The 14,860-nt window shown below is 65.3% G+C and carries 15 protein-coding genes; 8 read left to right on the top strand and 7 right to left on the bottom strand.

Features of this window, described 5'->3' with window-relative positions; genetic code table 11:
• The first annotated feature begins 87 nt into the window (after positions 1 to 87).
• Entirely contained in the window at positions 88 to 297 is a 210-nt protein-coding gene (locus FJ546_RS09715) for a DUF2061 domain-containing protein (protein WP_140889120.1), read from the top strand.
• Positions 298 to 451: 154 nt separating this feature from the next.
• Positions 452 to 1,636, top strand: a complete 1,185-nt coding sequence (locus tag FJ546_RS09710) for an MFS transporter (RefSeq protein WP_140889119.1) — start codon at positions 452 to 454, stop codon at positions 1,634 to 1,636.
• Between the two features lie 60 nt (positions 1,637 to 1,696).
• Here the strand turns inward: FJ546_RS09710 and FJ546_RS09705 are convergent, their stop codons facing one another.
• On the bottom strand, positions 1,697 to 3,916 hold the full coding sequence (locus FJ546_RS09705) for a heavy metal translocating P-type ATPase (protein ID WP_140889118.1): 2,220 nt from the start codon (positions 3,914 to 3,916) through the stop codon (positions 1,697 to 1,699).
• A gap of 110 nt (positions 3,917 to 4,026) precedes the next feature.
• Here FJ546_RS09705 and FJ546_RS09700 point away from each other — a divergent pair, with 110 nt between their 5' ends.
• Both FJ546_RS09700 and FJ546_RS09695 read left to right on the top strand, forming a co-directional pair.
• A complete protein-coding gene (locus FJ546_RS09700; protein ID WP_140889117.1) occupies positions 4,027 to 4,443 on the top strand; it encodes a helix-turn-helix domain-containing protein in 417 nt (138 codons plus the stop codon).
• Positions 4,444 to 4,509: 66 nt separating this feature from the next.
• Positions 4,510 to 5,541, top strand: a complete 1,032-nt coding sequence (locus FJ546_RS09695) for a P1 family peptidase (RefSeq protein ID WP_140889116.1) — start codon at positions 4,510 to 4,512, stop codon at positions 5,539 to 5,541.
• A 108-nt stretch (positions 5,542 to 5,649) separates the two neighbouring features.
• Here FJ546_RS09695 and FJ546_RS09690 read toward each other — a convergent pair whose 3' ends face one another.
• Complete coding sequence (locus FJ546_RS09690; protein WP_140889115.1) at positions 5,650 to 6,207, bottom strand: GNAT family N-acetyltransferase; 558 nt, start codon at positions 6,205 to 6,207, stop codon at positions 5,650 to 5,652.
• Between the two features lie 279 nt (positions 6,208 to 6,486).
• Here FJ546_RS09690 and FJ546_RS09685 point away from each other — a divergent pair, with 279 nt between their 5' ends.
• Positions 6,487 to 7,485 (top strand): hypothetical protein, encoded by a 999-nt coding sequence (locus tag FJ546_RS09685; RefSeq protein WP_140889114.1) that lies wholly within the window; start codon positions 6,487 to 6,489, stop codon positions 7,483 to 7,485.
• A 51-nt stretch (positions 7,486 to 7,536) separates the two neighbouring features.
• On the opposite strand, the gene FJ546_RS09680 is transcribed toward FJ546_RS09685, so the two are convergent.
• Positions 7,537 to 8,322 (bottom strand): alpha/beta fold hydrolase, encoded by a 786-nt coding sequence (locus FJ546_RS09680; protein WP_140889113.1) that lies wholly within the window; start codon positions 8,320 to 8,322, stop codon positions 7,537 to 7,539.
• A gap of 101 nt (positions 8,323 to 8,423) precedes the next feature.
• Between FJ546_RS09680 and FJ546_RS09675 the strand changes: the two genes are divergently transcribed.
• Positions 8,424 to 9,350 carry a LysR family transcriptional regulator gene (locus tag FJ546_RS09675; RefSeq protein WP_140889112.1) on the top strand — a complete coding sequence of 309 codons (927 nt, stop codon included), beginning with the start codon at positions 8,424 to 8,426 and terminating at the stop codon, positions 9,348 to 9,350.
• Positions 9,351 to 9,386: 36 nt separating this feature from the next.
• On the opposite strand, the gene FJ546_RS09670 is transcribed toward FJ546_RS09675, so the two are convergent.
• Positions 9,387 to 9,836, bottom strand: coding sequence for a GatB/YqeY domain-containing protein (locus FJ546_RS09670; protein WP_140889277.1), 450 nt, complete (start codon positions 9,834 to 9,836; stop codon positions 9,387 to 9,389).
• A 270-nt stretch (positions 9,837 to 10,106) separates the two neighbouring features.
• Between FJ546_RS09670 and carA the strand changes: the two genes are divergently transcribed.
• Entirely contained in the window at positions 10,107 to 11,312 is a 1,206-nt protein-coding gene (gene carA, locus FJ546_RS09665) for a glutamine-hydrolyzing carbamoyl-phosphate synthase small subunit (RefSeq protein ID WP_140889111.1), read from the top strand.
• Positions 11,313 to 11,382: 70 nt separating this feature from the next.
• Here carA and FJ546_RS09660 read toward each other — a convergent pair whose 3' ends face one another.
• Positions 11,383 to 12,648, bottom strand: a complete 1,266-nt coding sequence (locus FJ546_RS09660; RefSeq protein ID WP_140889110.1) for a TCR/Tet family MFS transporter — start codon at positions 12,646 to 12,648, stop codon at positions 11,383 to 11,385.
• A gap of 156 nt (positions 12,649 to 12,804) precedes the next feature.
• Positions 12,805 to 13,728 carry a neutral zinc metallopeptidase gene (locus FJ546_RS09655; RefSeq protein WP_140889109.1) on the bottom strand — a complete coding sequence of 308 codons (924 nt, stop codon included), beginning with the start codon at positions 13,726 to 13,728 and terminating at the stop codon, positions 12,805 to 12,807.
• Between the two features lie 484 nt (positions 13,729 to 14,212).
• Here FJ546_RS09655 and FJ546_RS09650 point away from each other — a divergent pair, with 484 nt between their 5' ends.
• Entirely contained in the window at positions 14,213 to 14,548 is a 336-nt protein-coding gene (locus FJ546_RS09650) for a hypothetical protein (RefSeq protein ID WP_246686789.1), read from the top strand.
• Between the two features lie 105 nt (positions 14,549 to 14,653).
• Here FJ546_RS09650 and FJ546_RS09645 read toward each other — a convergent pair whose 3' ends face one another.
• On the bottom strand, positions 14,654 to 14,842 hold the full coding sequence (locus FJ546_RS09645) for a hypothetical protein (protein ID WP_019860505.1): 189 nt from the start codon (positions 14,840 to 14,842) through the stop codon (positions 14,654 to 14,656).
• Positions 14,843 to 14,860 lie beyond the last annotated feature (18 nt).

Here is a 14,860-nt window from a genome sequence, read left to right as displayed (position 1 = left end):
GCGTCATTCCGGCTCGAACGGCAAAATTAGTCTTTGCTCACCCTGCCTCCCGTCGGCTAAGCATCCTATGCCCCCGGGAGGAAATCGATGGATACCCATTCGCGCAGTTTCGCCAAGGCGCTTTCCTGGCGCATGACCGGCACCATCGACACGATCGTCATCTCGCTTGTGGTAACTGGCAGCGTCAAGCTGGCGGCCGCCATCGGTGTGACGGAGGTTTTCACCAAGTCGCTGCTCTATTATTTTCATGAGCGCGCATGGCTGAAGATCCCTTACGGACGCAAGACCCCAGTCTAGCGGCTTGTCCGCTGCCGGCATGCACTGCCGATTGCCAAGCCAGCGGCTGACGCCAGGGGAATCCAGTCAAGAAAAGCTAAAGTCGCGACAAAAATTTCTGGATTGCCCGCGCCGCCTATCCGTGGTTTGACGCCGTTCCAGCCAAGGCTTTCTCATGTCGCTTCCGCTCATTGCCCTGTTCATTGCCGCCTTCGCTTTCGGCACCACCGAATTCGTCATTGCCGGCGTGCTGCCGCAGGTGGCGGAAGGGCTCGGCGTTTCGGTTCCCTCCGCCGGCTACCTCGTCTCCGGCTATGCCTGCGGCATCGCCATTGGCGGCCCGCTGCTGGCGCTCGCCACCAAATCCCTGCCGCGCAAGACCTTGCTGCTCGGCCTCGCCGTCGTCTTCACCATCGGCCAGGCGGCCTGTGCGCTGGCGCCCGACTTTACCTCGATGCTGCTGCTGCGCATAGCCGTTGCCGTCGCGCACGGCGCCTATTTCGGCGTCGCCATGGTGGTCGCCGTCGGCCTGGTTCCCGAGGACAAACGCGGCATGGCAGTGGCGGTCATCCTGTCCGGCCTCACCGTCTCCAACGTCATCGGCGTGCCGGCAGGCACCGCCATCGGCAACATCTGGGGCTGGCGCGCGACCTTCTGGGTGATGTGTGCGCTCGGCGTGGCGGCAACGCTGGCGATGACTGCCCTTCTGCCGCGCACCGCCGGATATCAGGCCAAACCGGCCGGCCTGGCGCGTGAGGTCCGCGTGCTGGCGCGCCAGCAGGTCTGGACCTCGCTGATCCTGATGCCCATGCTGATGCTCGGCCAGTTCTGCCTGTTCACCTACATCACGCCGACCTTGCTGGAGGTCACCGGGCTCGACGAAGACCTGGTGCCCTGGGTGCTGCTGCTCAACGGCGTCGGCGCCACGCTTGGCGTCTTCCTCGGCGGCAAGCTGTCCGACTGGAAGCTGATGCCGTCTCTGATCACCATGCTCGCTTTGCAGGCCGTGACGCTGGCAGTCATCTACGCCGTCAGCCCCTATCCCCTGCCGATGATCGTGGCGATCGTCATCTGGGGTGGCCTCAACTTCGCCATCGGCACGCCGATCCAGACCCGCATCCTGGCCTGGACGGCCGACGCGTCCAATCTCGCCTCTTCGCTGATCCCGTCCGGTTTCAATGTCGGCATCGCGCTGGCAGCGTCATTGGGCGCCGCCATGCTCAATGCCGGCTATGGCTATCGCAGCCTGCCCGTGGTCGGCGCTTTCGCCATGCTGGTCGCCGTGGTGGTGGCGGTTGTCTCCCAGGTCTGGGAAGCGCGCAGCAACGCCACGCCGCCGCTGACGGCACCGGCCGAGTAGGCCACGATCCGGAAAAGTGGGAACTGGTTTTCCGAAAAGATCGCGGCCAACCGAAAGCCCTCACCCGCGCCAGCGCAACAGGCGCATGGCGTTGGCGGTGACCAGCACGGTAGCGCCGGTGTCGGCCAGGATCGCCGGCCACAGGCCGGTGATGCCTGAAATGGTGGTGACCAGGAACACTGCCTTCAGCCCCAGCGCCACGGTGATGTTCTGGCCGATATTGGCCATCACCGCCCGCGACAGCCGCACCATGCGGGCAACGTCCAGGACGCGGCCATGCAGGATCGCCGCGTCCGCCGTCTCCAGCGCCACGTCGGTGCCGCCGCCCATGGCGATGCCGATATCGGCGGCGGCGAGCGCCGGCGCGTCGTTGATGCCGTCGCCGACCTTGGCCACCTTCAGCCCTTCGCGCTGCAATTCGCCGACGATGCGCTGCTTGTCCTGCGGCAACAATTCCGCCCGTGCCTCGATGCCGAGCGAAGCGGCGATGGCTTGCGCCGTACGACGATTGTCGCCGGTCAGCATCACCGCGCGGATGCCCTCTGCCTTGAGTGCCGCGATGCCGGCCGCCGCATCCGGTCGTGGCTCGTCACGCATGGCGATCAGCCCGGCCACCACGCCATCGGCGACCAGCACCGACACGGTCTTGCCCTGGCTGTTGAGGCTGTCGACGGCAAGGCGCTGCGGCTCGGTCACGTCGGCGCGTTCGCCCGCCGCCGCACCTGAGCCGAGGAAGACAGCCACGCCGCCGACGCTGCCCTCGACACCCCTACCGGAAATCGCCCTGGCGGCCAGTGCCGGCGGCACCGGCGCCTTGGCGGCGCTGGCCCTGTCCAGGATCGCTGCCGCCAGCGGATGGCTCGAGCCTTGTTCGAGCGCCGCCGTCAGCGCCAGCACGCTGCGCTCATCGCGACCATAGGCAACGATGTCGGTAACGACAGGCTTGCCCGCGGTCAGCGTGCCGGTCTTGTCGAAGGCCACCGCCGTGATCCGGCGAAAGCCTTCCAGCACCGCGCCGCCCTTCATCAGCAGGCCACGCCGTGCGCCGGTCGCCAGCCCCGCCGCGATCGCAGCGGGCGTGGAGATGACCAGCGCGCAGGGGCAGCCGATCAAAAGGATCGCCAGGCCCTTGTAGATCCATTCGTTCCAGTCGCCGCCGGCGATGAGTGGCGGCAGCACGGCCACCAGCGCGCCGACCGCCAGCACGCCCGGCGTGTAGGTGCGCGAGAAGCGGTCGATGAGGCGCTCGGTCGGCGCCTTGGCCTCCTGCGCCTCCTCCACCAGCCGCACGACGCGGGCGATGGTGTTGTCGGAAGCCGCCGCCGTCACCCGCACTTTCAGCACGCCATCGCTGTTGATCGTGCCTGCGAAGACAGTGTCCGCGACACCCTTGCGCTTCGGCGTGCTTTCGCCGGTCACCGGCGCCTCGTCGATGTCACTCGAGCCTTCCACAATCTCGCCATCGGCCGGGATGCGGTCGCCGGGCCGCACCACGATAACCTCGCCCACGCCAAGCTGGTCGGCGGGAACTTCAACCGTGCCGCCGCCCCGCTCGACCAGCGCCGTCTTCGGCACCAGGTCGGCCAGTCCCTGGATGCTGGCCCGCGCCCGGCCGGCGGCGACACCTTCCAGAAGCTCGCCGATCAGGAACAGCACCACCACGGCGGCCGCTTCTTCCGTTGCATTGATCATCACCGCGCCGGCAGCGGCGATGGTCATCAGCATCTCGATCGAGAACGGCGTTCCGGCCAAGGCAGCCATCAGCGCGCGCCGCGCGATCGGCACGAGACCGACCAGCAAGGCGGCCAGGAAAACCCAGCGCTCCGCCGAGGGCAACAGATGGCCGATGCCGTAGGCGGCGAGCACCGCTGCGGCACAAGCCAGCGTCAGCGCCGCACGGCGGGTACGCCACCACGCCTGCCCCGGTGCGGCGTGGCTGTGCAGATGGGACGACCCTGCGGCCTCTTTGGCGATTTGTCGGCCGCCGCCATGGTCATGGCCTTCGTGATCACGATCGGCACGGTCATGCGCCTTGGCCGCCGGCCCATCGGTCCTGACCTCCGCTTTGACGATACCGTAGCCGAGCCGCGCCACCTGCCGCAGCACCCGGTCGTCATTGAGCGGCCCGCCATGGCTGACCGTCATGCTGGCGCCGGTCACCGAAACCGAGACGTCGGCAACACCGTCGAGACGGCGCACCGCGGTATCGATCTTGGCCGCGCAGGAGGCGCAGTCCATGCCGCCGATCTTGAACCGCGTCTGCGCTAGAGGAGAAGTCATGCCATCACCCGTCTTTTTTCCACCCGGCGACGTGCCGTCGCACGGGTCTTGAACCTTGATGTCAGGCACTGTAATTGCTCTAGTCACTAGAGCTTCAAGAGGCAAAATGCATGTTTTCGATCGGTGATCTCTCCCGCCGCACCGGGGTCAAGGTGCCGACCATCCGCTACTACGAGCAGATGGGCCTGGTCGCGACGCCCGAGCGCTCGGAAGGCAACCAGCGCCGCTACTCCAGGCAGGAGCTGGAGCGGCTGGCCTTCATCCGCCACGCCCGCGATCTCGGCTTCGCCGTCGAGGACATCCGCGCCCTGATCGATCTCAGCGGCCATCCCGAGCAACCCTGCGGCCATGCCGACAAGATCGCGCAGGAGCAGTTGATCTCGGTGCGCGAAAAGATCGCCCAGCTGAAGCGGCTGGAAACCGAGCTGGAGCGCATCGCTTCCTGCTGCGACGGTAAGACGGTCGGCGACTGCTATGTCATCCGCGCGCTGTCCGACCACGCGCTGTGTGCTGACGAGCACGTCTGATAACGAAATCCGGTCCGACGCGGACCTCGGCTTGGGCGCGTGCCGTTCGTGAGACCAGGAGCAGACATGACGAGCACTGTCAGCGATTTCGGCTTGAGCTGCGGCAGCTTGCCGGCGGGCGCGCGCAATGCGATCACCGATGTGCCCGGTATACGCGTCGGCCACTGCACGCTGCGCAACGGCGACACCAACACCGGCGTGACCGCGATCCTGCCGCATGGCGGAAATCTGTTTCGCACGAAGGTGACGGCGGCAAGCCATGTCATCAACGGCTTCGGCAAGACCACCGGCCTGGCGCAGGTGCAGGAGCTTGGCACCATCGAAACGCCCATCCTCCTGACCAACACGCTCTCGGTCGGAACCTGCGCAACGGCGCTGATCCGCGACGCCATCCGCCAGAACCCGGATATCGGCCGCACCACCGGAACCGTCAATCCGGTGGTCGGCGAATGCAATGACGGTCCGCTGAACGACATCCAGGCCCTGGCGATATCGGAGCAACACGCCCTCGCCGCGCTGGCGGACGCGCATGAGGGCGAGGTCGAACAGGGCAATGTCGGCGCCGGAACGGGAATGACTTGCTTCGGCTTCAAGGGCGGCATCGGCTCGGCGTCCAGAAGAATCGCGCTCGGCGGCGGCCATCATCTCGGCGTTCTCGTTCTGTCGAATTTCGGCAGACCCGGAGACCTCGTTCTGCCCGATGGGCGCCGGCCGGACCCCGGACAACCGGCCGGGGACGAGCGCGGCTCGGTCATGATCGTGCTGGCAACCGATGTGCCGCTCGAACACCGCCAGCTTGAAAGAGTGGCGCGCCGCGCCGGAGCCGGCATCGCCAGGCTCGGCTCCTTCTGGGGCCATGGCAGTGGTGACATCGCCATCGCCTTCAGCACCGGCAATCTGGTCGACCACGATGAAAGCCGCGATCTGGTGCCCCTGCTCGCGCTCAATGAGGCGCGCATCGACATCCTTTTTCGCGCGGCGGCGGAAGCCACGCACGAGGCGGTGTTGAACTCCATGCTGTCCGCCGAGGCCCTCACCGGCAGGGCCGGCAAGCATCGCGCATCGCTGGCCGACTGGCTGCGCGATCGGCAATGTTGATGCATGTCGCCCAAAAGTGGCGACGTTCTGGGAAGGCGACATGCATAAAAACAAAGACCTGAAGCGCGGCGCATGAATCCGTTTCGATGCCAAGCGCTTTAAAGCGACCTACAGCTCGATCCGGAACCGCAAACTCTCCGCCCCGCCATAGGCCGCGTCCTCGAAGAAGCGTTCGACCAGCCTGCCGCCATTGGCCAGGATCACCTTGTGCGAGGTCGGATTGCCCGGCTTGGCGGTGATCTCGACATAGGGCAGGCCGACCGCCCTCGCCTCGTCCAGCATCAGCCGCAAGGCCTGCGTGGCGTAGCCGCGCCGCCGCTTCCACGGCACCACCGCATAGCCGATATGGCCAAGCACATGCGAGGGCAGTTCCGCCGTGCCCTTTTGCCAGCGAAAGCCGATCGAGCCCGATGCCTCGCCATCCCAGATCCAGCGGCGGAACCCCGGCAGGCGCGACACTTGCGTGCCGTCGGGCAAGGTGATCGTGCCGCCCTTTGCTTCTGGGTCGTCAAGGCTGGCCAGGAAGGCCACGGGATCCTGCTCTATCGCCGCCAACTGCTCGCGCGTCGCCTCCTGGAGCCGGACATTGTCCGGCGACCAGCCGCGCTCGAGCGCCGCCTTGTAGGACGGCAGATGCCCAAGCGCTGGTTTGACGATCTCGATCATGATCCATGCTCTCCAGGTGGTAAGGCAGAGATAGCCGTGGCCATCCGAGCGCTCAAGCCGCCTGGAAGCGAATCTCGCCCTTGTTCAGAGACATCGGCCGCAAGCCTTGGACCAGCATCCCGGTCTATGGGCGGTGCGCGCGCCCGCACCGGTTCTTCGTGCGGACTTGCAGGCTCGCTAAACAAGATGTGTCTCGCCGATTGCCGCAAGACATTTTATGATTGATTGCGGATATAACACCGCAGGGATTCGCATGGCTTCGGCAGGAGAATTGAACCGGTGCGGTTGAGATTTTTCCCCCTGGGTGTAGTCGTCACCCTCAGCCTTCTTGTCATCGTCATTGCCCTGACCGCGACGGTCCGGTCCATTGCCGCGCCCTCGGACGTCCCGGCATGGCTGCAGGCCCATGTCGGCGACAGCGACGGCCAGATCTCAACCGTGGTGCTGGAGCGGGCGCGGGCGCTCTACCTGAAAAAGGTGGCGCAAGGCGTGGTCAGGAACCCCTGTTACTTCGCCATGGACGCGACACGTCCCGGCGACATGGGCAACGGCGTGCTAGGGCGCCGGTACTACGTCATTTGCGAGGCCAGCCAGTCGTTTCACGCCATCTCGTCGGGTCACGGCGGCGGCCGGAATCTGAAAGGCACGGTCGATTTCTCGAACGGCAGGCGGTGCTCCAAGAACTTCGGCAATGCCATGGATTCCGAACTGACCGCCGGCGGCGCCTACATGACCAGCGAGGCGAAGACATCCTTCAAGGGTTTTTATCGGACCGGCGCGAAACAGAACGTGGCTTTCCAGCGCACCTTCATCCAGTTTGACGGCGAAGGCGAAGCCGCCAATGCCAGGCAGCGGGTGATCGGCGGCCATGCGGCGCAGGTGCTGCGCGGCATGTGCATGCGCAAAAGCCCCAACAGCTCCTACGCCGACCATGACGGCCTGGTGCCGTTCGGCAAGCTGGTGGACTATGCCGGCGGCCGCAGCAATGGCTGCACCAGCTGGTCGCCAACGGATGCGCAGCAGATCATCGCGATGGTGAAGGACAATCCGACGACGCTCTACATCTATCCGGAATCGCGTGATATCGCCGCCGTCGCGCAGGCGGCAAAAAGCCATTCGCCATCGGGCGAAGCGCCCTATTGGAACGCCTCCTGCCTGAAGGAAATCGGCGCGCCGAAATTCTGGCCGCGAAAAACCCTCGAGCCGGTCATCGCGCAATACAAGCAGGACCACCCGGCACCGCCACCGCAGCCGGTGCCGATGTGCAAGGAGCCGTGAGGTCCGCTCCACGTCGCGAGACAGCAGACCTCACCGGGGTAAGACTCTCGGTCAGCGCAGAAAACCGAGCACGGCCTCCATGAACTCCGCCGGATACTCCACATTCGACAGGTGAACCGCCGGCAGCATGACCAACTTCGCGCCGGGCACGGCCGCCGCGATCAGTTCGCTGTGGCTGGCCGCCGTCACCGTGTCGTGCTCGCCGGCGATCACCAGCGTCGGCCGGTTGATCAGAGCGACAGTGCGGCGAAGATCGGCATCGCGAACGGCGGCGAACAGGCCAGCCAGGCCTTGCCGGTCGATAGCGAGCAGCATAGCGCGGAACTCGTCGATGACGGGTTCATTGGCCGTCACCATCCGCGCGGGGAACCAGTTGTTGAGGAAGACTTCGGCGGTTTCCGACATGTCCGGCGCCTGCCGGACAACGGCAATCCGCTCGTCGAAATAGCTTGCCGGCGCCAGATGCGACGAGGTGTTGCTCAGGATCAGCCTGTCGATCCGCTCCGGTGCATGGATACCGAGCCACTGCCCGACGAAGCCGCCCAGCGACAGGCCGAGGAAATGCACACGTCCAAGCCCGAGCGCATCGAGCAGTTCGATCACGTCGCGGCCAAGCCGGTCGAGCGAATAGGCACCGACCGGGGCGCTTGACCCGCCATGGCCGCGAAAATCGTAGCGCAGGACACGGAAATGTTTTGAAAGCTCGCCGGCCTGCCCGTCCCACATGTACAGCGTGGTGCCGATGGAGTTCGACAGCACCGGCTTTGCGGCATCGCCATCGAAACGATAGGCGATGCGCGTGCCGTCGCCGACGGTCACGAAATTCAGCTCATTCATGATCAAAAGTCCTTCTGGAACGTTGAATGAGGCGGAGCGTAGTCGCGTCGAGCTTTTGCTGATATTACAAAGATAGGACAAACTCTGTAGTCAAAGCTGACATGGCCGAACTCACCTTGCACGACCTGCAATGCTTCGATGCGGTGATCCGCACTGGCGGCTTTCAGCCGGCGGCGACCTTGCTGCACCGCTCGCACCCGGCGGTGTTCGCCGCCGTTGCCAAGCTCGAACGACAGCTCGACCTCGTTCTCCTGGATCGCAGCGGCTATCGCGTGCGCCCAACCGAGGCAGGGCTGTCGTTCCACCGCCGGGCGCAATCGCTGCTGCGCGAACTGGAAGGCCTGCGCGTCCATGCCGCCCAGCTCTCGATGGGCGAGGAAAGCGAGATTCATGTCGTGATCGGCGACCTCTGCCCGAGGCCGCAGGTGCTGGGCATGCTCGGACGGTTCTTCGCCCTATGCCCGGGCACGCGCCTGCATCTGCATTTCGAAGCCGTCGGCGGCCCTTGGGAGCGGCTTTTCGATGACGAGGCCGACCTGATCCTGCACTGGATCGACAAGGGCGACGCGCGGGTGGAATGGATCGATTTGTGCAAGGTGCCGTTCATTCCCGTGGCGGCGCCGGGCTTTTTGCCCGAGCGCCTCAGGCAGCCGATCACGCTGGACCAGATGCGGGCGCTCACCCAATGCGTCATGCGCGACACCGCCCGCCATTCGCCACGGCAGGACTACTTCATGGTCGAAGGCGCGCCGCAATGCCTGGTGCCCGACCAGGGCATGAAGAAGGAGATCATCCTGCAGGGCCTTGGCTGGGGCCACCTGCCCCGCTTTCTGATCGAGGAAGAATTGCACGACGGACGCCTGCGCTCCATTGCCGGCCGCCATATGCCGGGCCGCACCGACGAACTGGTGGTGGCGCGCCGCCGCGACCGGCCGCACGGGCCGATCGCCAACCGGTTGTGGGATCACATCCAGCAGGAGGCGCCGGCATTGCGACGCGCGCTGGAGCCGCCAAAAACAGCATCTTAGGGCAAGTCCAGACCTGGCGGTTGCCCTTAAAACGCCTTACTGCAGCAGGCCCTTGACGATGCCGCTGGCCTTGCCGAAATCCATCTGGCCGGCATATTTCTGCTTCAGCGCGGCGATCACCTTGCCCATGTCCTTCTGGCTGGCGGCACCCGTCGCCGCGATCGCTTCGCGGGCTGCCGCCGTGACCGCCGCATCGTCGAGCTGCGTCGGCAGGAAGCCGCGGATGATCTCCATCTCACCGCGCTCCTGCGCGGCCAGTTCCGGGCGCTTGCCGTCCTCGAAGGCTTTCGCCGATTCCTCGCGCTGCTTCACCATCTTGGCCAGGATCTGCAGGATCTCCTCGTCGCTGGCGGGATCCTTGCCGGCACCGCGATTGGCGATGTCGCGATCATGAATGGCGGCCTGGATCAGCCGCAATGTCGGCAGCCGGTGCTTGTCCTGCGCCTTCATCGCGCTCTTCAGGGATTCGGCGATTTTTGCGCGCATCATGCTTTCTCCTTCGATCGGCGCGGACCATAACCTCGCCGGGAGCACAAGGCAAATCTCGCATGGTGTGGCAAGCCACTGATATTGTTCGACGAAATAAATCGATGCCGGTCCCTGGCTGCATCATTGACCGTTCTGGCACCTTCCCCTATGTACTCGGCCTTGCATAAGACAATGAATTGACGCGCTGAGGCTCGAGAAATCGCTGCCGCGCCGTTTGCTGCGCCGACGGCCCGCCATCGAAGCGCGCAGCCTGATAGGAGTGCCGCCATGGCCGAGATGACGCCCGCCTGGGCCACCGAGAAGCCGACCGCCCTTCTGGTGCTGGCCGACGGCACCATCATCGAGGGTCGCGGCCTCGGCGCCACCGGCTCCGCGGTCGCCGAAGTCTGCTTCAACACAGCGCTCACCGGCTACCAGGAAATCCTCACCGATCCGTCCTACGCCGGCCAGATCGTCACTTTCACCTTCCCGCATATCGGCAATATCGGCACCAATGGCGAGGACATCGAGGACCTCAACCCGGCAGCCCGCGCCGGCGCAGTCGGGGCCGTGTTCAAGGCCGATGTCACCAACCCGTCCAACTACCGCGCCGCCGGCCATCTCGACCAGTGGCTGAAGAAGCGCGGCATCGTCGCGCTCGCGGGCATCGACACCCGCGCGCTGACCGCGCTGATCCGCGAAAAGGGCATGCCCAACGCCGTCATCGCGCATGCGCCCGACGGCGTGTTCGACCTCGACGATCTGAAGCGGCGCGCCGCCGCCTGGTCTGGCCTGATCGGCCTCGACCTCGCCAAGGAAGTCACCTCGGGCCAGTCCTCGGTCTGGCGCGAGACGCCTTGGGTGTGGAATGAGGGTTTTGGCGAACAGGCGGCGCCGTCGCTGCACGTCGTGGCCATCGACTACGGCGTCAAGCGCAACATATTGCGCCTGCTTGCCGGCCTCGGCGCCAAGGTGACGGTCGTTCCGGCCAGCACGGGCTCGGAAGAAATCCTCGCCATGCAGCCGGACGGCATCTTCCTCTCCAACGGCCCCGGCGACCCGGAAGCCACCGGCGACTATGCCGTGCCGGTCATCCAGGACCTGCTGAAGACCGACATTCCGGTGTTCGGCATCTGCCTCGGCCACCAGATGCTGGCGCTGGCGCTCGGCGGCAGGACCGCCAAGATGCACCAGGGTCATCACGGCGCCAACCATCCGGTCAAGGACCACACCACCGGCAAGGTCGAGATCGTCTCGATGAACCACGGCTTTGCCGTCGACGCGGACTCGCTGCCCGAGGGCGTCGAGGAAACCCATGTCTCGCTGTTCGACGGCTCGAACTGCGGCATCGCGCTGACCGGCCGTCCGGTGTTCTCTGTCCAGCATCATCCCGAAGCCTCGCCCGGCCCGCAGGATTCGCACTATCTGTTTCGCCGCTTCGTCAACCTGATCCGCCAAAAGCGCGGCGAGGAATTGCTGGCCGAGCGGGCTTAGCCGGAAGCGTCGCGGCCCGCCGCGACAGCGACAGCCCGTCCCCTGGTCAGCGCGATGCGGCTGTCGTGGCTCATACCTGTGCCGCATCTTCCGCGACGCTGGTCGCGGCGTTCCTGAGCGGTGAGGGTCTTGCGACTTTCGTGACGAAGACGATGAGCGCCAGCACCAGGAAGCACGCACCGACCAGATAGGGCGCGCCACCGAAGGTCACGGGCGCGCTTGGCCCGGTGAACCAGGAAAAGATCGCCGTGTAGAGCAGCGGCGTGATGATCGAGGTGATCGAGAAGAGCGAGGTCATCGCGCCCTGCAGCTCGCCCTGTGCCGAAGGGGGAACCTTGGCGGCGGCGAGGCTCCTCAGCGGCGGATCGGCAAGTGCTTCCAGGCAACCGGCGACGATCACCGCATAGATCATCCAGCCCTGCGTCGCGAACGCGTAACCGAAGGCACTGAGCGCCGTGAATGTCAGGCCGATGACCGCCGTCTTCCATTCGCCGAGCCTGGGGATGACGCGCGGCAGCACCGTGCCCATGACGATGGCACCGCACAGGCCGAAAGCGCCGAGCGAAAAACCGATCTGCTGCTCGCTCCAGCCATAGCGGTAGCTGGAGACGAACGACCAGACCGCCGGATACATCATGTGCCCGAGCGTCATCAGGAAGAAGGCGAGCCCGATCCAGCCGATGCCCTCATACCTGCCCATCTGCAGCAGCGTGCCGACCGGGTTGGCGCGTTTCCACTCGAACCGGCGGCGATGCTTCTCGTCGAGCGTTTCGGGCAGGAAGACCATCGCGATCAGGAAGTTCACGAAGGCGAGCCCGGCGGCGAAATAGAACGGCACGCGCGGCCCGAACGTGCCAAGCAGCCCGCCCAACACCGGGCCGATGACGAAGCCGACGCCGAAGGCGATGCCGAGCAGGCCGAAATTCTTCGCCCGGTTCTCGTCGTTCGAGATATCGGCGATGAAGGCCGAGGTCGTCGAATAGCTGGCGCCCGAAATGCCGGCCAGCACGCGGCCGATGAACAGCATCGGATAGGACCATGCGACCGCGCAGATCAGATTGTCGATGGAGAAGGTCAGCACCGAGGCAAGCAGGATCGGCCGCCGCCCGAACCGGTCGCTCAACCCGCCCATGATCGGCGCGAAGAAGAACTGCATGGCCGCATAGACGAAGAACAGCCAGCCGCCTTCGATCGCCGCGCCGCTGATGCTGACACCGGACAATTCCTGCAAATAGGCCGGCAGCACCGGCATGATGATGCCAAAGCCGATAATATCGAGCAGCAGCGTGGTGAAAACCAGCGCGAGGCCCCGCCTGGCGGTCTTGGGGTCGATCATGATGGGTCAGGCTCCTCTGGTCGCCCGGGGCGCAGGCGGACGAACCTTATAGGCGAGGCCGCAAAAAGGAACAATGCGGGAACAGCCAGGAATCGTTGATCCTGACTCTCCCTGACGGCGACTTCACCGTCAGGCCGCTAGCGTGGGGACAAGCGCTTAAAGCGGACCGCTCATCGTGTTGCAGTCCGAAAGCTTGCCGCTCTTGTAGCCGCGCGCCAGCCAGGTCTGCCGCTGCTGCGAGGTGCCGTGGTTGAAGCTTTCCGGCACGACATAACCCTGCATCCTCTTCTGCAGCGTGTCGTCGCCGATCTGCTTGGCGGCGTTGAGCGCGCTTTCGATGTCGCCCTGCTCCAATATGCCCTTCTGCGCGGTGAAATGCGCCCACACGCCGGCGAAGCAGTCGGCCTGCAGTTCGATGCGTACCGACAGCTGGTTGGCATCGGCCTCGCTCATGCCTTGCCGCATCTGGTTGAACTTGGACATGATGCCGGTGAGATTCTGCACGTGGTGACCGACCTCATGCGCTACGACATAGGCCCGCGCGAACTCGCCCGAGGCACCGAATTGCTGGTCGAGTTGCTGGAAGAAGGTCATGTCGAGATAGACCTTGTGGTCGCCCGGACAATAGAACGGTCCGGCCGCCGCCGAGGCAAAGCCGCAGGCCGAGCGAACCTGGCCGGAAAACAGCACCAGCTTGGGATCCTCATAGGTCAGGCCCTGCGACTTGAAGATGCCGGTCCAGGTGTCCTCGGTTTCGGCAAGCACGGTCGCGACAAACTGCTTCATCTCGTCATTGGCAGGTGCCGTGCCGCTGCCCTGGCCGCCGCTGTTGTCTGATATCTGGCCACCGCCACCGGGCAGCAGGCCGCCGTCGCCACCGCCCAGGATCGCCGAGGGATCGAAACCGAAATACCATCCGGCCAGCACGACGAGGATGATGAGGAGGATGCTGCCGCCGCCACCGGTCCGGCCGCCGATGGGGAGCTGGAATTGGCCGCCACCGCCGCCGATCCCGCCGCCGCCGCCATCGCTGCGGTCGTCCTCGATATTGTCACTCTGACGACGGCCTCTCCAGAGCATGGCAACTCCCCGTGATAAACTTCCTCGTTGCTCCGGCAAGGCCGGCTCAACCCAACAAACAATTATCCCAATGGTTGCGCCAAGTCACAGTGTTTTTCGATGGCCAAGGCGATGCCGGCATGACCGCTTCACCACTCCGGCCGGAACCTTGGAAGGCTTGTAGCATCGGCCGTGACGGAGGATGCGAGGGGCGGTTGCGAACGATCGGTCAGACAGTGTTGGCTGTGGCACTGAGCGGCCTGGGCTTGCAGGGCGCCAACGCGGTGACGCTTGACTCCGGCGTCGCCGTCACCGATCCGGCCACCTTGCAGGCGCTGGAGCGCGGCGGCCTGTCGATCAGCTTGCTGCCTGTCGCCGGCCACCGCCAAGGCCTGCGCCATCGACCCCGCGCGACAAGAAACCACTGGTCAAACTCGCCGGCTATGGTGCGGCGCGCCAGCGCTACGACAACCCCGAGCAGAAGACCGGCGGTTTTCCCGGCGGCATGCTGCGCAAGGCGAACTGCGACAAGCTTCCCGATGAGGCGACCTGCGGCCGACTGGCCAAGACCGGCTTCAACGACTGCATCGCGTCCGGCAAGGACCACAAATTCTGCACCAGGGAATTCACCAAGACCGCCGGCCTGCGCGCCTGCGACAAGGCGCATCCCTGCCGCGAGGACTATATCTGCACCGCCGGCTATGACGATTTACCCAGGCCAAGCCTGGCGAAGGCACCTGCATCCCGCCCTATTTCATCTTCCAGTTCCGCGTCGACGGCCACCCCAGAGGCTGGGTACAGGATGTCAGCGAGTGAGAATGGTTTGCCGCAGGCAAATTGAAAGGTTCACTGGACCTCTCAAAGGGCTCGAACGCCCCGGAACCACAGCGGAGGGCAACCGCCCCTGAACAGACAGCTTCCGCCTGCCGCTGACGTCGGCGCGGCCTCAGCTTTTCTGCTTGGCGCCGGCGCTCTTGCCGTCGGAGCTTTTCGAGCGCTCCTCGAAACGCGCCGCACCCTTCTTCAGGGGATGGCCGGTCTCGGCCTCGGTCTTGCGCTCGTCCTTCGCCGCGGCCTGCTTCAATCCCTTGGCGGCCTGCTTGCCCTTCGCGGTCGGTGCCTGTTCGACGCCCATTGCTTCCTCCCTTGGCGC

Source organism: Mesorhizobium sp. B2-4-19 (assembly GCF_006441315.1).
Lineage (GTDB): Bacteria > Pseudomonadota > Alphaproteobacteria > Rhizobiales > Rhizobiaceae > Mesorhizobium.
The sequence above is the reverse complement of the archived record's forward strand: the minus strand, read 5'-3'. Positions and strand labels throughout refer to the sequence as shown.

Coding starts and splice junctions, on each gene's coding strand:
- FJ546_RS09715 (WP_140889120.1), top strand. CDS start 88: ATGGATACCCATTCGCGCAGTTTCGCCAAGGCGCTTTCCTGGCGCATG.
- FJ546_RS09710 (WP_140889119.1), top strand. CDS start 452: ATGTCGCTTCCGCTCATTGCCCTGTTCATTGCCGCCTTCGCTTTCGGC.
- FJ546_RS09705 (WP_140889118.1), bottom strand. CDS start 3,916: ATGACTTCTCCTCTAGCGCAGACGCGGTTCAAGATCGGCGGCATGGAC.
- FJ546_RS09700 (WP_140889117.1), top strand. CDS start 4,027: ATGTTTTCGATCGGTGATCTCTCCCGCCGCACCGGGGTCAAGGTGCCG.
- FJ546_RS09695 (WP_140889116.1), top strand. CDS start 4,510: ATGACGAGCACTGTCAGCGATTTCGGCTTGAGCTGCGGCAGCTTGCCG.
- FJ546_RS09690 (WP_140889115.1), bottom strand. CDS start 6,207: ATGATCGAGATCGTCAAACCAGCGCTTGGGCATCTGCCGTCCTACAAG.
- FJ546_RS09680 (WP_140889113.1), bottom strand. CDS start 8,322: ATGAATGAGCTGAATTTCGTGACCGTCGGCGACGGCACGCGCATCGCC.
- FJ546_RS09675 (WP_140889112.1), top strand. CDS start 8,424: ATGGCCGAACTCACCTTGCACGACCTGCAATGCTTCGATGCGGTGATC.
- FJ546_RS09670 (WP_140889277.1), bottom strand. CDS start 9,836: ATGCGCGCAAAAATCGCCGAATCCCTGAAGAGCGCGATGAAGGCGCAG.
- carA (WP_140889111.1), top strand. CDS start 10,107: ATGGCCGAGATGACGCCCGCCTGGGCCACCGAGAAGCCGACCGCCCTT.
- FJ546_RS09660 (WP_140889110.1), bottom strand. CDS start 12,648: ATGATCGACCCCAAGACCGCCAGGCGGGGCCTCGCGCTGGTTTTCACC.
- FJ546_RS09655 (WP_140889109.1), bottom strand. CDS start 13,728: ATGCTCTGGAGAGGCCGTCGTCAGAGTGACAATATCGAGGACGACCGC.
- FJ546_RS09650 (WP_246686789.1), top strand. CDS start 14,213: ATGCTGCGCAAGGCGAACTGCGACAAGCTTCCCGATGAGGCGACCTGC.
- FJ546_RS09645 (WP_019860505.1), bottom strand. CDS start 14,842: ATGGGCGTCGAACAGGCACCGACCGCGAAGGGCAAGCAGGCCGCCAAG.